The organism is Microbacterium marmarense (assembly GCF_037204165.1).
Taxonomy (GTDB): domain Bacteria; phylum Actinomycetota; class Actinomycetes; order Actinomycetales; family Microbacteriaceae; genus Microbacterium; species Microbacterium marmarense.
The window spans coordinates 1,338,711-1,356,933 of sequence record NZ_JBBDGL010000001.1 but is presented as its reverse complement, the minus strand read 5'-3'; the positions used below and the strand labels follow the sequence as shown (position 1 = coordinate 1,356,933).

The window sequence follows — 18,223 nt, the reverse complement described above, 5'->3', positions numbered from 1 at the left end:
ATAGATGCATGAGCTACGCGTCTGACTCGGCTGTCGCCCCCGCAGCCACCGAAACCATCGGCTACACCCTCTGGGCAGTGTTTGCCCGAGATGGTGCGCAAGCAGCACTCGAGAATCACCTCGCTGCGGCCGTCGCCGAGGTCGAAGCAATGGGCATCACCGTGCGCGGCTGGTACGACGTGTCTGGCCTTCGTGCCGACGCCGACCTGATGGTGTGGCTGCACGGCGCAGAGCCCGAGGTCTTGCAGTCCGCGCTTCGCATTCTGCGACGGGCAGAGCCCCTCTCGTCACTGCTTCCGGTGTGGAACGCCATGGGCGTGCACCGTGATGCCGAATTCACCGCCAGCCATCTGCCCGCGTTCATGCGCGGCAAAGACCCCGAGGCGTGGGTCACCGTGTACCCGTTCGTGCGCTCGTACGACTGGTACATCCTGCCCGACGACGAGCGCCGGGCCATGCTCGCCGACCACGGTCGCAAAGGCTCGGAGTACCGCCAGGTGCTCGCCAACACGGTGGCATCCTTTGCGCTCGGCGACTACGAGTGGATTCTCGCCCTCGAGGCACCCGAACTCGTCGATCTGGTTGACCTGATGCGCCACCTGCGCCAGACCGAAGCGCGACGCCACGTGCGCGAAGAGGTGCCGTTCTTCACGGGCCGTCGCATCAGCATCCCTGAGATCAATGAGGTGCTCTCTTGAGTACCGCCCCATTGCGCATCGGCACTCGCGGCAGCGCGCTCGCGCTGACGCAGACCGGCATGGTCGCCGACGACCTCAGCACCGCAACCGGTGTGAAAACCGAACTGGTGACCATCACTACCGCGGGCGACCGATCGAAAGAGCCGCTGTCTCGCGCGGGCGGTGTCGGGCTGTTCACCGGCGCCTTGCGCGATGCTCTGCTTGCAGGCGAGTGCGACCTGATCGTGCACTCGCTGAAAGATCTGCCTACCGCCCCGCACGATCAGTTGACGATCGCCGCGATCACCTCGCGCGTTGATCCCCGCGATGCACTGTGCGCGCGCGACGGTCTCACGCTCGACACGCTGCCCCAGGGTGCGCGCGTCGGCACCGGCTCACCACGCCGGATGGCGCAGCTCAGAGCAAGGCGCCCCGACCTCGAAGTGATCGACATTCGCGGAAACGTCGATACCCGCCTCGGACGCGTCACCGAAGGCGATCTCGACGCCGTCGTGCTCGCCGCGGCGGGGCTGGAGCGTCTCGGTCGCAAAGACCTCATCACCGAATACCTCGATGCCGACGCGTGGCCGACCGCTCCCGGTCAGGGTGCGCTGGCAGTTGAGGTGCGAAACGGCGAAGAGCACCTCGTGACGGCTCTTGACCACGCCGAGACGCGCGCTGCTGTCGAAGCCGAGCGACACGTGCTCGCGGCCCTCGAAGCTGGCTGCTCGGCGCCCGTGGGTGCGCGCGCCGTCGTCGACGCGGGATTGCTGCTGCTCTCGGTCAGTGTGTACAGCCTCGACGGCACCACCGTGCTCACCTCATCGCACGGCGCCGTGTGGCCCGATGAATCAGCATCCATTGATGTTGCCGATGGCGTCGCCCGCGAACTTCTTGCCGCGGGCGCAGCCGAGCTGACGGGAGCATCGTCATGATCGAACGTCCTCGCCGTCTGCGCTCCAGCCCCGCGATGCGGCGGCTGGTGAGCGAAACCCGTTTGCACCCGGCAGACCTCGTGCTGCCGATGTTCGTGCGCGAGGGTGTCAGCGAGCCCGTCGCGATCTCGTCGATGCCCGGGGTCGTGCAGCACACCACCGAGTCGCTGCGCCCGGCAATCGCCGAAGCCGCCGCCGCTGGCGTGGGCGGAATCATGCTGTTCGGTGTTCCCGAGCACAAGGATGCCACCGGCTCTGGCGCGACCGATCCGAACGGCATTTTGAACGTCGCCACGAGAATTGCGGTCGCCGAAGCCGGTGATGCGCTTGTCGTGCAGACCGATCTTTGCCTCGACGAGTTCACCGATCACGGTCACTGCGGTGTGCTCGATGCGAGTGGCTATGTCGACAACGATGCCACCAATCAGCGCTACCGCGAGATGGCAGTCGCGCAGGCTGAGGCCGGTTCGCAGCTGCTCGGTCTGAGCGGAATGATGGACGGCCAAGTCGCTGAGGTTCGCGATGAATTGGATGCTGCGGGCTACGCGAATCTCGCCCTGCTCGGCTACGCCGCCAAATACGCCTCGGCCTTCTATGGCCCCTTCCGTGAGGCCGTGCAGTCGTCGCTTGAGGGCGACCGCCGCAGTTACCAGCTTGACCCCGCGAATCGCCGCGAGGGTCTGCGTGAGATCGATCTCGACGTGGCCGAAGGTGCTGACATCGTGATGGTCAAGCCCGCGATGAGCTATCTCGACGTGTTAGCCGACGCGGCAGCATCCAGCCCGGTGCCGGTGTGGGCCTATCAGGTCTCTGGCGAGTACGCGATGATCGAGGCCGCCGCTGCGAACGGCTGGATTGATCGCCGCCGCGCGATTGAAGAGTCGGTGGTGAGCATCCGCCGCGCGGGTGCCGACGCAGTGTTGACCTATTGGGCAGTTGAACTGGCGGGATGGATCCGATGAGCACCAACGCGACAGAATTCGATCGCGCTCGCGCGGCGATGCCGGGCGGGGTGAACTCCCCCGTACGAGCGTTCGGCTCGGTGGGAACAACGCCGCGTTTCTTCGTCTCGGCTTCGGGGCCTCGCGTCACCGATGTTGAAGGTCGCGACTATGTCGACCTGGTGGGCTCGTGGGGTCCGGCGATTCTCGGGCACGCGCACCCGGCTGTGGTGGAGGCAGTTCAAGATGCTGCGACCCGTGGCCTCGGTTTCGGGGCATCGACACCCGGTGAGACCGAGCTCGCTGAGATCGTCGAGGCGCGCATTGCACGTGACTGCATGCGCCCGATCGAAAAGCTTCGCCTGGTGTCGACCGGCACCGAGGCGACGATGACCGCGATTCGTCTGGCGCGCGGCGCCACAGGACGCGACCTGATCGTCAAGTTCGCCGGCCACTACCACGGTCACTCCGACGGCCTGCTGGCCGAGGCAGGGTCGGGAGTGGCAACACTCGCGATGCCAGGCTCTGCGGGCGTACCCGCACCTATCGCCGCTCAGACACTCGTCGTGCCTTACAACGACCTTGACGCGCTGCGTGAGGTGTTCGCGGCCCGCGGCGACGACATCGCCGCGATCATCGTCGAGGCAGCGCCGGCGAACATGGGCATTGTGCCGCCCGCGCTCGGTTTCAACGCGGCGATCGCCGACCTCGCGCACGAGAACGGGTCGCTGCTCATTCTCGACGAGGTGCTCACGGGCTTCCGTGTCGGCCCTGCCGGCTGGTACGGCATTGATCCGGTGTCATTCACCCCAGACCTCATCACCTTCGGCAAGGTGATCGGCGGCGGGCTGCCCCTGGCAGCTCTGGGTGGGTCGGCCGCGATCATGGATCTGCTCGCTCCGCTCGGCCCGGTGTACCAAGCGGGCACGCTCAGCGGCAATCCGCTCGCCGTGGCGGCGGGACTTGCGACGTTGCATCACCTCGACGCGGCCGCGTACGAACGAATCGACGCGGCATCTCACGCGATCGCCGATGCGGCAGCATCCGCCCTCGCGGCCGAAGGCGTCGCCCACGTCGTGCAGCGCTCAGGCAACCTGTTCTCGGTTCAGTTCACCGACACCGCACCAACTGACTATGAGACGGTGAAGGCACAAGACGCGTTCCGCTACCCGCCGTTCTTCCGCGCAATGCTGGAACAGGGCGTTTCGCTGCCGCCGTCGGTCTTCGAGGCGTGGTTCGTCTCAGCCGCTCACGACGACACCGCGATAAGCCAGATCATCGATGCGCTTCCGGCCGCCGCACGCGCCGCCGCCAGCGCCACAGCCTGACCAGCGCAGAGCGCCACTGAAACGAATAGCGCCTCCACGATGGGAGGCGCTATTCGTTTGGTGGACCTGAGGGGACTCGAACCCCTGACCCCCTCGATGCGAACGAGGTGCGCTACCAGCTGCGCCACAGGCCCTGAACCTCAAGAAGATTATCACGCTCGCGTGAGGCCCCGAGTCCGTTCAGACGCTATTGACCGGCCGCGCGCTTCGTCAGCAGATTACGCACGTGAGCCTCGATCTCGGCGTCATCGACGTAGCCCATGCGCGAGTACTCGCTCGGCGCCTGAGGTGGCTGAGCGGCGTGAGCGGCACGGGCGACGGCAATCGACGGCGGGCGCTGAGCCTCAGCTCGCTGACGAAGATCTTCTTCAAGCGCGGCCTGCTTCAACGCGGTGCGCGCAGCCGCGGCATCGAGCAACGATGCCGCCTGCGAACCCGCTGAAGCGGTCAGCGGCTTGGGCATGGTGCGCGGTGCCCACTGGCGCTGCGGAGCGGTCTCGAGCGCTACATCTTGCAATGCGACGGCGGGGCGGGCGGCAGCATCCATCGTTCGCGTCACTTGGCGAGCGCCCACGCGAGACATGCGTTGCAGCAAGAGCGCTGCCGTGCCCGCAATTGCGATACCCGCCCACAGCAGCAATTGCGACCCGGTCATGACGACCTGAACCGCTCCCCAGACGGCAACGCCGGTCGCCGCGAGGCTGATCGATGTCAAAGCGAGGCGAAACCGTCGACGCGCACGCGCTTGTCGTGCGCGGGGAGTTTGCGATGCGGCAATACGCTGAAGTCGAGCCTCTTCAAGATCGATCCTGGCTTGCTCCAGCGCCGATTGCTCGCGCTGCGCCGATGCCCGCTTGGCCAATCGCTGCTGAGCCGCCGCGGTGCGCGTGTTGAGTTCGAGGCGCACTTCTTCGGGAGTTTCGCTGGTCTCGGCGAGAATGCGCAGCGCCTGGTTCAGCCGAACAGCATTGCGCTCGGCCGCGTCGTACTGACGGCGACCGTACCAAGACGGCACCAGGTAAACGAGCCACAAGAGCACGGCGACGAGAACGATCACTCCGCCGCCTAATACCTGCCCGTCCATGATCTAAACCGTAAGCGACTGCACGGCGTAGTCGCGGCAACCTGGCGCGTGTCGTTTTAAGGCTGGACCAGGTCGGAGGGCGGAATGGATGCCACGTTGTGCGGCACCTCACCAGAAACCCATCGATTGAGCACGCCCTTCGGCACATCTTCGCGCACCAGCGCAAAACAGTAGTGGTCGCGCCAGTCACCGTTGATATGAATGAAGCGCCGCCGCAGCCCCTCGTAGCGGAAGCCGAGCTTGGCGACCACGCGCAGACTGGCCACGTTTTCCGGACGGATGCAGATCTCCATGCGGTGCAAGCGCATCTCGTTGAAGCAGATGTCGGTCGCCATCGCGACAGCGGCTGGCGTGATGCCCCTACCCGCGAATCGCTCGCTCACCCAATAGCCGATCGTGGCTGAGCTGAGCGAACCGCGAGCGATGCCCCAGACGTTCAACTGCCCCGCGATCTCGCCGTCATACTCCATGACGAAGGGAATGCCGGAACCGTCGCGATACTGCTGCAGCAGGCGCTTGACGCCAAGACGCATGTCGAACGACACTGCCCCGTCGGGATTGGTTGCCTCCCACGGGCGCAGCCACTGCCGGTTCGACAGCAACTCCTGCTGCAGCACACGGGCATCGCGTGAGCGGACCAGTCGAAGTGAGACCGGTCCGTGAGCGCGGGGTGCTGTCAGATCCACAACGACCCCTTCGACAGCGCGGCGCTAGAGCGTGGCCGCGAACTCCTTGAACCAGGGTCGCAGCTCGGGTCCGAGATCTTCACGATCTGACGCTAGCTGCACGATGGCTTTGATGTAGTCAACTCTATCGCCGGTGTCATAGCGACGACCGCCGAACACGACTCCGTACACTCCGGGGCCGTCGGGGTCTGCTGCCATCTCTTCGAGAGCATCGGTGAGCTGAATCTCGCCGCCCTTGCCCGGTTCGGTGTGCTCGAGAATGTCGAAGATCGATGCCGGCAATACGTAACGGCCGATGATCGCGAGGTTCGAGGGCGCATCTTCTTTTGCGGGCTTCTCGACGAGACCCTTGACCTTGACGAAGCCTTCGGTGTCGGTCGCGTCAACGTCGGCGGCACCGTAGAGGTGAATCGCGTCGGGGTCGACCTCCATCAGCGCGACGATGGCTGCACCGGTGCGCGCCTGCTGCTCGAGCATGGTGGTGAGAAGCACGTCACGCTCATCGATGAGGTCGTCGCCCAGAAGCACCGCGAACGGCGCGTCGCCAACGTGCGCCTTGGCACGCAGCACCGCATGGCCGAGCCCCTTGGGCTCACCCTGGCGGACGAAGTGAATGTCAGCCAGATCGCTCGAGTGCTGAACCTTCTGCAGCTTGGCGTGGTCGCCCTTCTTCTCAAGGGTGCGCTCAAGCTCGGGAACCGAGTCGAAGTGGTTGGAGAGGTTGTTCTTGTTGCGACCGATGATGATGAGAATGTCATCGATGCCGGCCTGCGTTGCCTCTTCCACCACGTATTGAATGGCGGGCTTGTCAACAACGGGAAGCATTTCTTTGGGCATCGCCTTGGTGGCGGGCAAGAAACGAGTTCCGAGGCCAGCTGCCGGAATAACGGCCTTGAAGCGCGGTGAAGTCATGAAGAACACTCTAACGATTTCAGAAGACATTCATGTTTCTTCTGCAACACTTCGGCACCTGATCGGCCGCTTCGCTGCAGCGTTTAGACTCGAGGGCATGTCTGATGCCATCGCCGATGCTAAGCGCGCACTGCGCGCCGAGCTGCGCGAGCGGCGCAATCTGCTTTCCGAAGCCGCACTAGAAACCGCCGGATCGGGAGTGCGCGAACAGCTGGATGCTCTTGTCGAGCAGCTCGATGTGCGCTCGATGTCGTGTTACCTGTCGATTCAGACCGAACCCGACACGCGCGAGTTCGTTGTCGAGGCGGTGCGCCGCGGCATCCGTGTGCTGTTGCCCGTCACGCGCGCCGACGGCTTGCTCGACTGGGCTGTCGCCACCGACGAGGGTGAGGTCGCTGAGGGGCTGTTCGGTCTTTCTGAACCGACCGGCGAGCTGCTCGGGCCGATTGCGGTGAACGACGTCGACCTGCTGGTGATTCCCGCGGCCGCGGTCGACGCATCGGGTATGCGCCTGGGCTGGGGCCGTGGCTACTTCGACAAGACGCTCGGCTCGATGGAGGGATGCCCTCCGGTGTATGCCGTCGTATTCGACACGGAAGTGCTCGACGAAGTGCCTCAAGACCTCCACGATCAGCCGGTGACCGGAGTCGTGACACCGACCCGCACCCTTACCCTCGCGCCCACAGCGCGCTAACCGCCCGAAAGAAGCCATGCCTACATACGCCTACGCCTGCAAAGAATGCGGCCACAAGTTCGACGCGGTGCAGTCTTTTGCCGACGCCACGCTTACCGAGTGCCCTGAGTGCGGCGGCGCACTGCGCAAGCAGTACGGTTCGATCGGTGTGACCTTCAACGGCTCCGGCTTTTACCGCACCGACTCGCGCGCGGGCACGAAGAGTGCAACCGATGCTGCTGCCAAGCCCGCGGCCACGCCGGCGAAGTCTGACTCGAAGCCCAGCACCGCAACGCCCAGCACCACTGCGTCTGCACCGGCAAGCGCCGCGAAGTGACACTCGACACAGCCGATTAAAGAAGCGAGACTTCACGCATGATCAAAGGATTCAAAGAGTTCATCACTCGCGGAAACGTGATTGACCTCGCCGTTGCCGTCGTTATCGGCGCAGCATTCACCGCGGTGGTCAACGCGATCGTCGCGAGTATTGTGACTCCGCTCATCGAGATCTTCTGGCAGCCCGACGAAGAAGGTGTTGCGGGCATCCAGGTGCCCGACCTGTACGGCGGAGAGGTCACCTTTCCCGTCGGCGACCTCATCAACGCCGCGATCAGCTTTCTCGCCGTCGCCGTCGTGGTCTATTTCGTCTTCGTGATGCCGATGAACAAGTTCAAAGAGCGTGCCGCTGCCAAGGCCGGGGTTGCTGAAGAAGAGGCGGCTGACGTTCCGACCGAGCAAGAGCTGCTCATTCAGATTCGCGATCTGCTCGCGAAGGATGACACATCAGCTAAGCCCTGATTCAGTAGTGCGGCGGAACGTCGCGGCGCAACTGATCGTCGTTGGCCCCCGACGGGCCGCTGGATGCTGCCCGGTCACCGGGCGCGTCGCTTGCGCTCTCGTCGGCGGGCACCGGCTCTGACGTGGTGCCAGGCGCGGGGCTCAGCTTCGCGCGACGAGAGCCCGGCACGCGGGTGATGTGCTGCCGGTCACTCGAAGGCATCGAAGGGCTGGGTGTCATTGTCTGCCCGTGCCGTTTCTGGTGCGACGCCGAGCAGCGCAGCGATGCGCGACGCCACGCTCGCCGGGTCGGTGTACAGGTCAAAGGAGTGCACGCGCACGTAGTGCCAGCCGAGGCGGCGCAGAATCTGCGGGCGCAGGCGCAGCGATTCACGCAGCGACTCCCCCACCGTCTCGGGGTCGCTCTCGACAACCACGGCTTTGCCTGCATGCTGGGCGACGAGCGGCAGCAGCCCGCGGTAGTCGACGTCAACCGCGAGGCCGAGACGACGAAGTTCTCGCGCGAGCGCCAGCGTGAGCGGGTCGGCGAGGTCTTCAAGGCGGGCGTGCCGCGATCGCGCAGCGATATTGCCGAGAATCGACATGAGCGTCGCTGCGCCGTGCTCGAGGCGTCCGTCATCGAACGCAGAAGGCCTGATCGACGAGACGATCACCATCGAGCGGCGGGCGCGCGTCATGCCCACAGTGAGCAGACGTTCGCCGTCGGGTGTCGACAGGTCGCCGAAGTCGCTCAGCACTCGACCGTGTTTGGTCAGCCCGAAGCCGAGCGAGAAGATGACACGGTCGCGGCTCTCTGCGACAGACTCTTCGAGGGTGAGAACGGCAAGCGGTTCGGCGGTCTCGCGCGATACGAAGTTGGCGACGTCGCTGCGCCCGGCGAATGCCTTTTCGACGGCGGCCCGCACCCGCTCGGCGTGGCGCCTGCTGGCGGTGACGACCATCAGCGACTCGTTGCCGCGGTTGATCGCGTGCTCGACCACAAGCGTGACGACTCGCGCTACTTCGGCGTTGGGGCTTTCGACTGCACCGCTGACGGGGTCGGGGGCACCCGTGCCGCCCTCGACGTAGTCGACGGTGAGGCTGCCACGGCCGAGGTATGACCCCGCCCACGGGTACGAGACCAGCTCGCCACCATAGAAGGCATCGTTGACCAATTCGGCCAGGTCTTCGCCGCCCGCGCGGTAGCTGCGCGTCAGCGTCTCAACCGGAAGCAGCTCAGCGAGCCGTTCGAACACGCTCACCGAGTCGAACGGGGTTGCCGGTTCGAGGTCGTCTTGAGCGGCTCCCGCGGCAACGCGGAACGGCGTGGGCTTCTGCGTGACGGGGTCACCGAAGACGACGATCTGCCCGGCACGCTTGAGCGCGGGGGTCGCTTCGGCCAGACACAGCGAGGTGGCATCAGCGATGAGCACGACGTCGAACTTCTCGGTGGCCGGCAGCGCAGGCACTTCGTAGGGCGAGGCCAGCCAAACCGGTGCAAGCGTGCGCAAGAGTGTGGGCGCCACGTCGTGAAGAACCGACGGTGTGGCGTTGCCCGCCTTCAGCGCGGATTTCAACGCGGATGCTTCGTGTGCCTGATCGACAATGCCGATGCGCCACTGGGTAGCGAGTTGGCTGGCGAGCATGTGGCCCGATGCTGCCGCGTGCGCTTCGTCAACGAGGCGGAAGTCGCGTTCGAGTCTGTCGACGACTGCGGTGTTGGCGCCGAGCAGAGCACGGTCGGTTCGCAGCAGGTGCTCCAGAGCGGACTGCCACCACGCGAACTCGAGCTCATCGGCAACGCGATCTTCGGGAACGTGCCGCACCGACAGTTCTTGCAGCAGCGGGCCAAGACCTAGCGCGGCAAGATCACTGCGCAGGGTGGCGCGCTCGACGAGGTTGTCGAAAACGTCTGATTCGGCGGCGAGCGCGGCGAGCGTTCGCACCAGTTCGGCGACCGGCAGTGCCGCCAAACGGTCTGAGCCGCTGCGGCCAACGATCGCGTCGAGCTCAGCCAGATCGGCGCCTACGCGCTGCCAGGCAACCTGGGTGTCGGCCAGACCGATGGGCACCTCGGGCACCACACCAGCATCCACATAGCGCTGCCATTCATTGCGCTGATGCTGAATGCGCACGAGCGCTTCGTGCATGTCGGGCACGTGCACTCCGGGGCGAATGTACTCGCGTGACAGGCGACGAAGGCGGCGACGATTCGTGCTGCTCATCGTGGGAGCATCGCGTCGCGGTCCGTGGGCCTGAATCAGTTCACCGAGAGGGCGCTCGAATACCGTGAGGCTGAACCGATCGAGCGAGTCACGAATGCCCTGCAGCAACGTCAGGTAGGCACCCATGTCTGCAACCGTGTCGAACGGCCGCATGTGGGTGCGGGCGATCAGGGCGTAGCCGCGTTCAAGCAGCGAGGGCACTTCACTGCGGTGCAGCTTTCCTGCCAGCGCGTGCGCGGCCCGTGCTTGCTCGGTGGTTTCGAACGTGACGCCGTACCAGGGCGAGTCGTTGGGTCCGAAGCGGAACTCACCCAGTCGAGCGGTCGCCGCCAACGTCTCTGCCGCAGCAGCGCGAGCGTTTGCGAGCCTTTCCAGCGTGTCGATCTCGAAGCGAGCGGGAGTCGACGGCGCAGTCGGGCGCTGGGCGAGCTGAGCGAGCGCCCGCAGAATGTCGAGAACAGACACGCCGAGGCTCGGATGCTGCGCCGTCACCGAGCCGCGATAGTCACGCAGCACTCCGCGCAGCCGCACGAGCGCGTCATCGATGTCGGCAACCTTTGGCGCCTGCGCCTTCTCGTTGCGACCGATCGCTCGGATCAGATCGCGCTGCAGATGCGCGGGCGAGACCGCCAGCCCGGGCAGACCGATGCCAGAAAGCCGGTGCCTGACTCCCTCGAGGGTAGAGCGTCGCGCGCTGACGACCAGCACGCGCTTGCCGTCGCGCACCAAGGCGCCCACGGCGTTGATGACCGTCTGCGTGCCGCCGGTGCCCGGCAGCGTGTGCACAGCCATCGACTGGCCGGCGATGATGCGACCCAGAACGCGCTCTTGCTCTGAATCGGCGTCAAGCAGCAGGGTGTCGGCTGCGGGCGGTCGTTCATCGAGCGGAGCGACGTCGGGCACGTCGCGCACCGTCGTGAGCATCTCGCGGTCGTCAGGGTGACCGGCGAGCGCGTTGAGAATCGGGTGGTCGAGGTCGCCCGCATCACGTGACATCGCTGCGGCGACGTCGACGAAGCACGAGACGAGCAGGCGCGGCGCTACGACGAAGCTGTGGATCGAGCGGGTAAGCGCTCGAATGTGGTCGATGACCGGCTGCGGCTTGAAGACTCCGTCGTCATACGCGAGCGCGGCGAGCGCGCCGCCATCGACGTCGATGCCGAAGTGCACGCGCATGGCGCGCACGAGTTCGGGGTTGACGAAGAACTTTCCCTGCAGGGTGAGCTCGAAGTCTGACAAGTGGCGCCGAATGGCGAGCGGGCGCAGCAGCACCGGCGCCGTGCACTTCATGCCGCCGATGTTCCACGAAGCGAGCCCCACACCCAGCCGCACAGATTCCAGGCCGCGGGTGGTGCGCAGCTCGACGTTCTTCGCCGTGATGCGCTCCGCGGCGAGGCGTGCGTTGCGCAGAGCTACTTCGTCGCGGAACAGCCCAGAAAGCAGTGTGGATCGCCCGGTGATGAACTGCGGAAGGCTGCCGGGGTGAGCCTTGGTGATCTCAATTGCGGAATCTTGCGTGTCAGAGAAGTGCAGCAGGGTCGAACGCCCACCGAGCTCGGCGGACTCATTGCGCAACCGGTCACGCTCAGACGCCGCGATATGCACAACGGTGGCGTCGGGGTCGGCAACGCCGAGGTCGCTTGGGGTCACCAAATGCCCGAGACCCGCGCTTTTTGCGCCGGTCACGACGCTCTCTTCTGCTCGCCACACACGAGCCAGACTAGGCGCGCCGCGCCGAACCTACTTGCAGTGAGGGCGAGTTTCGCGGTATTGGTGCCCCACGGGCATCCAATCCTCCCCAACGTCACTATTCGCCGCGTCGCCACCATTGCTGCCGCGGATCAGCCAGACAGCGCGGCACCCAGCAAGATGAACACATGACATCGCCCGAAACGCCCCGCTACCGCGTTCACCCCTCCCCCATCGGCGACATCATGATCGTGGAGCGCGAGGGCAGCCTCATGACCGTTCATCCCTTCGACGGCCCCGTCTACGCAGAGGTGGCGCGGCTGTCGATGTGGCTGCGGGCGGCGGTAGAGCAGCAGCATCCCGAGCGTGAGAATGATGTGATCAGCGAGACGATCACCCAACTCGAGCAGTACTTTGCTGGCGAGCGCGAGGCGTTTGAGCTGCCGCTTGATTGGAGCACGGTGCGGGGCTTCACCCGAGATGCCCTTGAGGCGGTGTGTGAGATTCCCTATGGCGAAACGGCTGGCTATGGCGAGGTGGCGATCGCCGCGGGCAGCCCTCGGGCCGCTCGAGCGGTGGGCACTGCGTGCGCACACACGCCGTTTTCGATAGTGGTTCCGGTGCATCGGGTGGTGCGCGCCGACGGTTCGCTGGGCGAGTACGGCGGCCACCCTGAAATCAAGAAGCACCTGATAGATCTCGAGCGGCGCACGAGCGAGTAGGCCGCTGGCGGGCCGCTGGAGACTGCAGCGGTGCGGGTGGTGTGCTTCACCCGCACCGTCGCCCCCGCCGTGGTGCGGTGGGCGACACACCCGCACCCACACCCGTTCCCGTGCATCCGCTCACCGTCGCGCCGGTATCTCGCTCCCTGCACCCGCTCACCGTCGCGCCCCGCACCCGCGCACCCGCGCACCCACGCACCCACGCACCCACGCACCGCTCACCGTCGCGCCACGCACCCACGCACCCACGCACCCCGCACCGCACCCGTGCTCGGTCTCCCGTTGACCCCGATGGTATGGTCGACGCTACGAAACCGGCACCGTTGCCGTCACCCCGAGAGCAGGTGGATCACGCTGTCTTCGATCGATACCACCCCTCATCTCGTCGCCCGCGCGGTAAGTGAGTTGGCACGCCGCACTCGCTTTCCGGTGGCGTTCGGCGGTCTCGAAACGGCGGGCGCTATTCACGTCACTGCGGTGCACGGGGCGCGCACCAACAGCCTCGAAGGTCTTGTGGTTCGCGCTGAACGCGGCTTGGGGGGCAAAGCGTTCGCTGAGCACCGTCCCCGCCTTGCTATGGACTACCGCTCCGCACGTTCGATCACCCACGACTACGACACGAACGTGCTCGGCGAAGGCATCGGCACGCTCTTCGCCGTGCCTGTGATGGTGCAGGGACGTGCGCGCGGAGTGCTGTACTGCGGGTCGTGGGGGCAGTCATCGGTCGGAGACATCGTCGCCACGCCCGCGCTCGACGTCGCTCACGAGCTGGCAACCGAGTTGCGCATCGGCGACGAAGTGCAACGCCGCCTCGGCGGCGTTCCTACCGCCAGCGCGGCTCACTCCCCCGGCGTCGAGATGTCGGCGTCAGTGCGAGAAGAGCTGCGGCACAGCTACGCCGAGCTGCGACGCATCGGCGCTTCGGTGGCCGACAGTGGTGTGCGCGCGCAACTCGCTCAGCTCGAGTCCCGCCTGGCTGCGCTCTCTGCGGAGGGCCCGATCGCCTCAACGGCCTCGACGGTACGACTGTCGCCGCGCGAAATCGATGTGCTCTCGTGCGTTGCAGTGGGTGCCACCAATGCTGAAATCGGCACCAGCTTGGGGCTGAAAGAGGCCACGGTGAAGTCGTACTTGCAGACAGCAATGTCGAAGTTGGATGCCACAACGCGCCACGCGGCGGTGGCGAACGCACGCATCGCGGGCATTCTGCCCTGAGGCTCTCGGGCGAACTTGAACCGCAGAACCTCAGAACCCCAGAACCTCAGAACCTCAGAACCTCAGAACCTCAGAACCTCAGAACCTCAGTATCGCGTGTGAGAACGCGCATATAACCACCGCAGGGTTGCATCCTTCGGCTTTTCTCGGAATCGTGGCGGGTCCGCAGTCCGCAACAGAAGGAGAAAGCCATGCTCACCCTTACCCCGACGGCGGCCGAGGCCGTAAAGAACATCGTGTCGCGTGTTCCCCAGATCGATGATGGCGGCGTTCGCATTCGTGACACGGGCGGCGAATCCGGTTTTGAACTGAGCGTCACGCCTACGCCTGAAACCGAAGACACCGTCGTCGTCACCGACGGCGCCCGCGTTTTTCTCGACTCGAAGGCCGCTGTTGCCTTGGATGATCGAGTGCTCGATGCTGAACTTGCCGGCGACGGTTCGGTGCGTTTCGCGCTCTCTGCCGCGTAGCACCCGCAGTTCTTCAGAAGGAGGGGTCCCGTTCGCGGGGCCCCTCTTTCGCGCCCGTTCGCGGGGCCCTTTTTCGCGCGCCGATAACCCCGCACGCTATCTCTGTCAAGTGGGTGTGATGCGTCTACGAGGACTGCGACGCTGGAACGCATGGGCAAGTTCATCTATGAAGGAAACCTGAAAGTCGACTTCGACGACCGCACGCTGGCGCACCTGCAGATGGTGATCGGCACCAAGCTGCGCAGAGGCGAGGCGTTTCACTTCACATGGAAAGACGACACCAGTCTCGGAAACGGCCGAACCTCGGTATGGATGCATGCGCAATCTTCTCTGGTCTACAAGTACTACGGCAGTCGGCGCCCGACACTGAACGCGCGGTGGGTTGACGCTCTCGCGTTCACCGCCAACTCGCCGACGGGCCTTTACCTCCTGCCTGAACCCAACGGCGATGAGACGACGGGGGCGGAATCATGAAAAGGATCGACATCGTCTATGGCGGCGAACGTTTCAGCATCGGCAACCGAGATATCGAGACGCTGAAGCAAGAGATCCGCTCGGGTCTGGCGACGGGTCATCACTGGCTGGTCGTAAACGACGGCGAAGGTGAGTTCCACAGTGCTTACCTCTCGATCAGCCCGGGTGTGCCCCTCGCGTTGATTCCCGTTCCCGACCACGAGCCAGAGGGCGAAACAGAAGCGTGGAATGGCCTGGGCACCGTGTCGGAAACTGACGTGTAACTTGCCGTTTGACTGCTGTCAACCCCCATACGGATATGTGACATGACCTGCACTATGTCCGTATGAAAACTCACTCGGTGCACCAACTTCGACTCGAACCGCTGGGTGAGGGCAGTTGGCGGCTCTGCGATCACTCACTTTCACCGAATGATCCAGGATGCTTGATCGCATACGTCGAGCAATTGCGCGAAGGGCCGTACGAAATCACCTGGGTGGCGTTCTCCCGGCACCGCGAGACCTATGACTCGGTCAACGATGTGCTGCGTGCGGCGAATGCGCTACTGAATGCATCGGGCAGCAGCGGGCCGAACAAGCCCGCACCGATCCCGCACCTGCCACCGCTCGTGGCGCGATGAGGCGCTCTGCGGGGAGTCTTGCTCCCGATGAACCTGACAGGCCCATCCGCGTCTCCATCGACGAAGAGTTCTGGGATGAAGCCGACGACTTCGAAGAAGCGCTGCTGCGCCAGATGATTCGAGCGGGCTATATCAATCGTCAGACACCAGGCGGCGGCTGACGCATGCGCTCGGGTAGCATCCGATCATGACCGCCGAGCATCCTGACCTCATGACCGTCGCCGACGTGGCTGTTCGATTCGGCGTCTCAGAGTCGACCGTGCGCGTCTGGCTCACCCACCGCGACGCTGGCGCCACGGGCGGAGTGCCGTCGGTGTTGCCCGCTCCCCTGGCGCGCGGTGTGGTGTGGATGGCCTCGGAGATCGAGGCGATCGCCCCCGTCGTCGAGGCGCGAAGCCGCAAGGGCGGGCGGCCACGCACCAAAGTTCAGCCCAAGAACGCATCGTCCGAAGACACCGGGCCCGACAACACCCGGCCCGAAGACACCGCACCCGAAGACACCGCGCGCACGGCGTGATCGGCGTCAGCCGGGGCTCTCGGTGACCCGCGTCTGCTCGTCAAGGTCGTCAGGGCTCAGCTGAGCGTTCTTGAAAGCATCCGTGAGCGGCAGACGCAGCTCGAGATCGGTGCCGCGACAGATCTCGACGGTGCCGTTCTCGATGGTGAAATCGATCACGTGCCCACCGTGCGTGTGCGCATCGTCGACGTAGTGCACGTGCCCGCCGGGCACGCTGATGCCGCGCTCATACAGCGGAGTGCGAAAACCGGCCACCGTGCCGGTGGTGTCGGCGAACGTCAGGGCGGGAACATCACGCACGGCTTCGCGCATTCCGACGTAGGGCTTGGTCTGCTTGACCACCGTGCGGGTTTGCACCATGGCGAATCGCCCGCGCACGCGCACGGCGAACAGGTAGTTCGCGGTTCCCACCGCCGACTCGATCATCGCAACGACTTCGTCCCTGGTCATCGTGTGATCGATCGACAGGGTGACCTCGGGCGCGAACCGGGTGATCACTGCGAACGGGGTGAGCTCGGCAGCATCCACTTCACCCACGGTGCCATCGGCCCGAAGTCGATAGCAGATGCCGTCGAGCACAAGCATTTCGCCATCGAGACCGTTGAAGGTGCCGAGCCCGAAATCGCCGTGTTCGAGCAGCTCGCCCACGGTGAGATCGCCGTCGTAGACGCCGTCGAGCAATGCGCTCAACAGACTCGCTTGAAAAACCTTGTGCCTGAGCATTGGTCACCCGTCGTTTCGTGTGACCAACACTCTAGGCAATCAGCGCATCAGATCTGTTCGATGTCGTTCGGAATCCAGCTCTTGTCGAACCATGATTCGAGCGGGCCGTAGAGACGAAGAATGCCGTACCAGCTCTTCGAAGGAATCGTCTGAATCCAGTTTCCGCCGTGCTCGCTGGGCTGCTCAGGGCCGAAGTACAGGTCGATCGAGCCGTCTTCGTTGTAGACGAGCTCATCGCGGTCTTTCTCGCTGCTGCGGCTGGGCAGCGCCTGGCCTGTCTGCAGTTCTGAACGCGTCTGCGGGTCGTAGGCGATGACCGACCAGAAGTCCTGTGCGGGAATGCCGGCGGGCAGGGTGAGTCGGTATGTCTTGTCTCCCTGCAGATAGTTGCCCGCGGAGTCGTGCTCCGACAGCGCGTACTGTGAGCCGACGCCGACCATCTCGAGGGCCATCGCGGGCGTGTTGAGCGTGGCCTGGTAGAAGAACAGCGTGCGGGCGTCCATGTTGCGCCCGCCGCGGCCGTCTTTGTCGAGCCAGCGGTAGTCGCCGCCGACGAAGCCGGTCTTCCACTTGCGATCTTCGTAGTAGTAGGCACGCGGGTCGCGGGTCTTGAAACAGATCGCACGGGCGGTCGCGTTTCCGACCGCGGCGGCCTCGCTGAGCAGACCGAGCATGCGCTCATCGGGTGCGAAGGGATGGTCTTTGTGGATGCCGATGGCGGCGAGCAGGCCGCGGGTTTCGGGGTCGATCAGTTCGATCGGCTCGCGCGTGATGACGTCAGCGACTTCTTCGTAGAACGAGCGATCGTTGGCGTGGATGGTGTTGAACGCCTTGCCCGAGATCGATAGGAACTGCATCTCGGGGCGCGCACCCTCCGCGTTGAGCGGGTAGATCTTGACGCCATCTTCGAACATCGCCTTCGCCGCGTCGGTCTTGCCGTCGACGAGAAAGCCGCGCAGTGCCAGCAGGTTGGTGTAGCTCCGCGAGTGCGACACGTGGTAGCCGTCGGGAATCTCGCCCTCGTAGCCGGGAGGAACGATCAGGTAGTTTCCGCCAGCGCCGCGGTCAGGACCGGGCTTGCCCATGTCGGTCACGAACCGGAACCATGCGTCGTTGACCGTGCCAGGGCCGCAGCCCGGCGGGATCTCGACGACGGTGGGGCCGTCACGGTGCAGGTCGAGCATCGCGAGCGCATACACCGTGTCGGTGTTGCCCGTCAGAAAGAGCGGGGTGGAATCGAGCAGCTGATCGGCGATACCGACCTTGTTCGCAGCGTCGAGCCCGAAATCAGTGAGGCCTGCCCGAAGCCCCTCGAGGGATGCTGCCGGAATGCTCTGCAAGAACACTTCGACGGCGCGCGCGAAGTCGAGCTGATCGAAGACCTTTGCGGCGGTCTCTTCACTGGGAAAACCGTCGGTGAACTCGAGAGTGCCGATGCGGGTTTCGACGCGGTCGGGCGTCATGATCTTGCTCGGGATCGGGGTGTTGTAGCCGGCAGGAACGTCTGCTGAGGTGCTCATGGTTTCACCGTAGCGGCGACGACGCTTCAGCTCCTC

General features: G+C 64.9%; 22 protein-coding genes and 1 tRNA gene. 15 read left to right on the top strand and 8 right to left on the bottom strand.

Annotated elements, in window-relative coordinates:
- Positions 1–8 precede the first annotated feature (8 nt).
- The 4 genes from hemQ to hemL are packed head-to-tail and all read left to right on the top strand — an operon-like array spanning position 9 to position 3,881.
- A complete protein-coding gene (gene hemQ / locus WDU96_RS06205) occupies positions 9–698 on the top strand; it encodes a hydrogen peroxide-dependent heme synthase (RefSeq protein WP_337337597.1) in 690 nt (229 codons plus the stop codon).
- Positions 695–1,612: a hydroxymethylbilane synthase gene (hemC, locus tag WDU96_RS06200; protein ID WP_337337596.1), complete on the top strand. Its 918-nt coding sequence runs from the start codon at positions 695–697 to the stop codon at positions 1,610–1,612. Before hemQ ends, hemC begins: the two co-directional genes overlap by 4 nt.
- The gene (hemB, locus tag WDU96_RS06195) at positions 1,609–2,574 is read left to right on the top strand and encodes a porphobilinogen synthase (RefSeq protein ID WP_337337595.1); all 966 of its coding nucleotides are present in this window, start codon (positions 1,609–1,611) and stop codon (positions 2,572–2,574) included. The genes hemC and hemB overlap by 4 nt, the downstream gene beginning before the upstream one ends.
- On the top strand, positions 2,571–3,881 hold the full coding sequence (gene hemL / locus WDU96_RS06190; protein ID WP_337337594.1) for a glutamate-1-semialdehyde 2,1-aminomutase: 1,311 nt from the start codon (positions 2,571–2,573) through the stop codon (positions 3,879–3,881). Before hemB ends, hemL begins: the two co-directional genes overlap by 4 nt.
- Before the next feature lie 58 nt (positions 3,882–3,939).
- Here the strand turns inward: hemL and WDU96_RS06185 are convergent.
- The 4 genes from WDU96_RS06185 to galU all read right to left on the bottom strand — a co-directional run bounded on the left by WDU96_RS06185 (position 3,940) and on the right by galU (position 6,563).
- A tRNA-Ala gene (locus WDU96_RS06185) sits at positions 3,940–4,015 on the bottom strand.
- 53 nt (positions 4,016–4,068) lie between these two features.
- Complete coding sequence (locus WDU96_RS06180; protein ID WP_337337593.1) at positions 4,069–4,965, bottom strand: large exoprotein; 897 nt, start codon at positions 4,963–4,965, stop codon at positions 4,069–4,071.
- Positions 4,966–5,021: 56 nt separating this feature from the next.
- Entirely contained in the window at positions 5,022–5,651 is a 630-nt protein-coding gene (locus tag WDU96_RS06175) for a GNAT family N-acetyltransferase (RefSeq protein WP_337337592.1), read from the bottom strand.
- 24 nt (positions 5,652–5,675) lie between these two features.
- Positions 5,676–6,563, bottom strand: a complete 888-nt coding sequence (gene galU, locus WDU96_RS06170; protein WP_337337591.1) for a UTP--glucose-1-phosphate uridylyltransferase GalU — start codon at positions 6,561–6,563, stop codon at positions 5,676–5,678.
- Between the two features lie 97 nt (positions 6,564–6,660).
- On the opposite strand from galU, the gene WDU96_RS06165 reads away from it, so the two are divergent.
- From WDU96_RS06165 to mscL, 3 genes are read left to right on the top strand one after another with little or no spacing between them, the layout of a single operon-like run.
- Positions 6,661–7,257 (top strand): 5-formyltetrahydrofolate cyclo-ligase, encoded by a 597-nt coding sequence (locus WDU96_RS06165; protein WP_337337590.1) that lies wholly within the window; start codon positions 6,661–6,663, stop codon positions 7,255–7,257.
- A gap of 16 nt (positions 7,258–7,273) precedes the next feature.
- A complete protein-coding gene (locus WDU96_RS06160; RefSeq protein WP_337337589.1) occupies positions 7,274–7,573 on the top strand; it encodes an FmdB family zinc ribbon protein in 300 nt (99 codons plus the stop codon).
- Between the two features lie 38 nt (positions 7,574–7,611).
- Positions 7,612–8,034 (top strand): large conductance mechanosensitive channel protein MscL, encoded by a 423-nt coding sequence (gene mscL / locus WDU96_RS06155; protein ID WP_337337588.1) that lies wholly within the window; start codon positions 7,612–7,614, stop codon positions 8,032–8,034.
- A 1-nt stretch (position 8,035) separates the two neighbouring features.
- Here mscL and WDU96_RS06150 read toward each other — a convergent pair whose 3' ends face one another.
- Both WDU96_RS06150 and WDU96_RS06145 read right to left on the bottom strand, forming a co-directional pair.
- A complete protein-coding gene (locus WDU96_RS06150; RefSeq protein ID WP_337337587.1) occupies positions 8,036–8,236 on the bottom strand; it encodes a hypothetical protein in 201 nt (66 codons plus the stop codon).
- Entirely contained in the window at positions 8,223–11,924 is a 3,702-nt protein-coding gene (locus WDU96_RS06145; protein ID WP_337337586.1) for an AAA family ATPase, read from the bottom strand. The genes WDU96_RS06150 and WDU96_RS06145 overlap by 14 nt, the downstream gene beginning before the upstream one ends.
- Before the next feature lie 191 nt (positions 11,925–12,115).
- Between WDU96_RS06145 and WDU96_RS06140 the strand changes: the two genes are divergently transcribed.
- From WDU96_RS06140 to WDU96_RS06105, 8 genes are all read left to right on the top strand, one after another.
- Positions 12,116–12,649 (top strand): methylated-DNA--[protein]-cysteine S-methyltransferase, encoded by a 534-nt coding sequence (locus tag WDU96_RS06140; protein ID WP_337337585.1) that lies wholly within the window; start codon positions 12,116–12,118, stop codon positions 12,647–12,649.
- Between the two features lie 405 nt (positions 12,650–13,054).
- Entirely contained in the window at positions 13,055–13,864 is an 810-nt protein-coding gene (locus WDU96_RS06135) for a LuxR C-terminal-related transcriptional regulator (RefSeq protein WP_337337584.1), read from the top strand.
- 191 nt (positions 13,865–14,055) lie between these two features.
- A complete protein-coding gene (locus WDU96_RS06130; protein WP_337337583.1) occupies positions 14,056–14,334 on the top strand; it encodes a Fe-S cluster assembly protein HesB in 279 nt (92 codons plus the stop codon).
- Between the two features lie 150 nt (positions 14,335–14,484).
- On the top strand, positions 14,485–14,808 hold the full coding sequence (locus WDU96_RS06125; protein ID WP_337337582.1) for a DUF7882 family protein: 324 nt from the start codon (positions 14,485–14,487) through the stop codon (positions 14,806–14,808).
- A complete protein-coding gene (locus WDU96_RS06120) occupies positions 14,805–15,071 on the top strand; it encodes a hypothetical protein (RefSeq protein ID WP_337337581.1) in 267 nt (88 codons plus the stop codon). Before WDU96_RS06125 ends, WDU96_RS06120 begins: the two co-directional genes overlap by 4 nt.
- A 62-nt stretch (positions 15,072–15,133) precedes the next feature.
- Positions 15,134–15,427: a hypothetical protein gene (locus tag WDU96_RS06115; RefSeq protein WP_337337580.1), complete on the top strand. Its 294-nt coding sequence runs from the start codon at positions 15,134–15,136 to the stop codon at positions 15,425–15,427.
- The gene (locus tag WDU96_RS06110; RefSeq protein ID WP_337337579.1) at positions 15,424–15,588 is read left to right on the top strand and encodes a hypothetical protein; all 165 of its coding nucleotides are present in this window, start codon (positions 15,424–15,426) and stop codon (positions 15,586–15,588) included. The genes WDU96_RS06115 and WDU96_RS06110 overlap by 4 nt, the downstream gene beginning before the upstream one ends.
- Positions 15,589–15,614: 26 nt before the next feature.
- A complete protein-coding gene (locus tag WDU96_RS06105) occupies positions 15,615–15,944 on the top strand; it encodes a helix-turn-helix transcriptional regulator (RefSeq protein WP_337337578.1) in 330 nt (109 codons plus the stop codon).
- A gap of 6 nt (positions 15,945–15,950) precedes the next feature.
- On the opposite strand, the gene budA is transcribed toward WDU96_RS06105, so the two are convergent.
- Positions 15,951–16,667: an acetolactate decarboxylase gene (gene budA / locus WDU96_RS06100; protein ID WP_337337577.1), complete on the bottom strand. Its 717-nt coding sequence runs from the start codon at positions 16,665–16,667 to the stop codon at positions 15,951–15,953.
- A 47-nt stretch (positions 16,668–16,714) separates the two neighbouring features.
- Complete coding sequence (locus WDU96_RS06095; protein WP_337337576.1) at positions 16,715–18,187, bottom strand: DUF1254 domain-containing protein; 1,473 nt, start codon at positions 18,185–18,187, stop codon at positions 16,715–16,717.
- Positions 18,188–18,223: the final 36 nt, after the last annotated feature.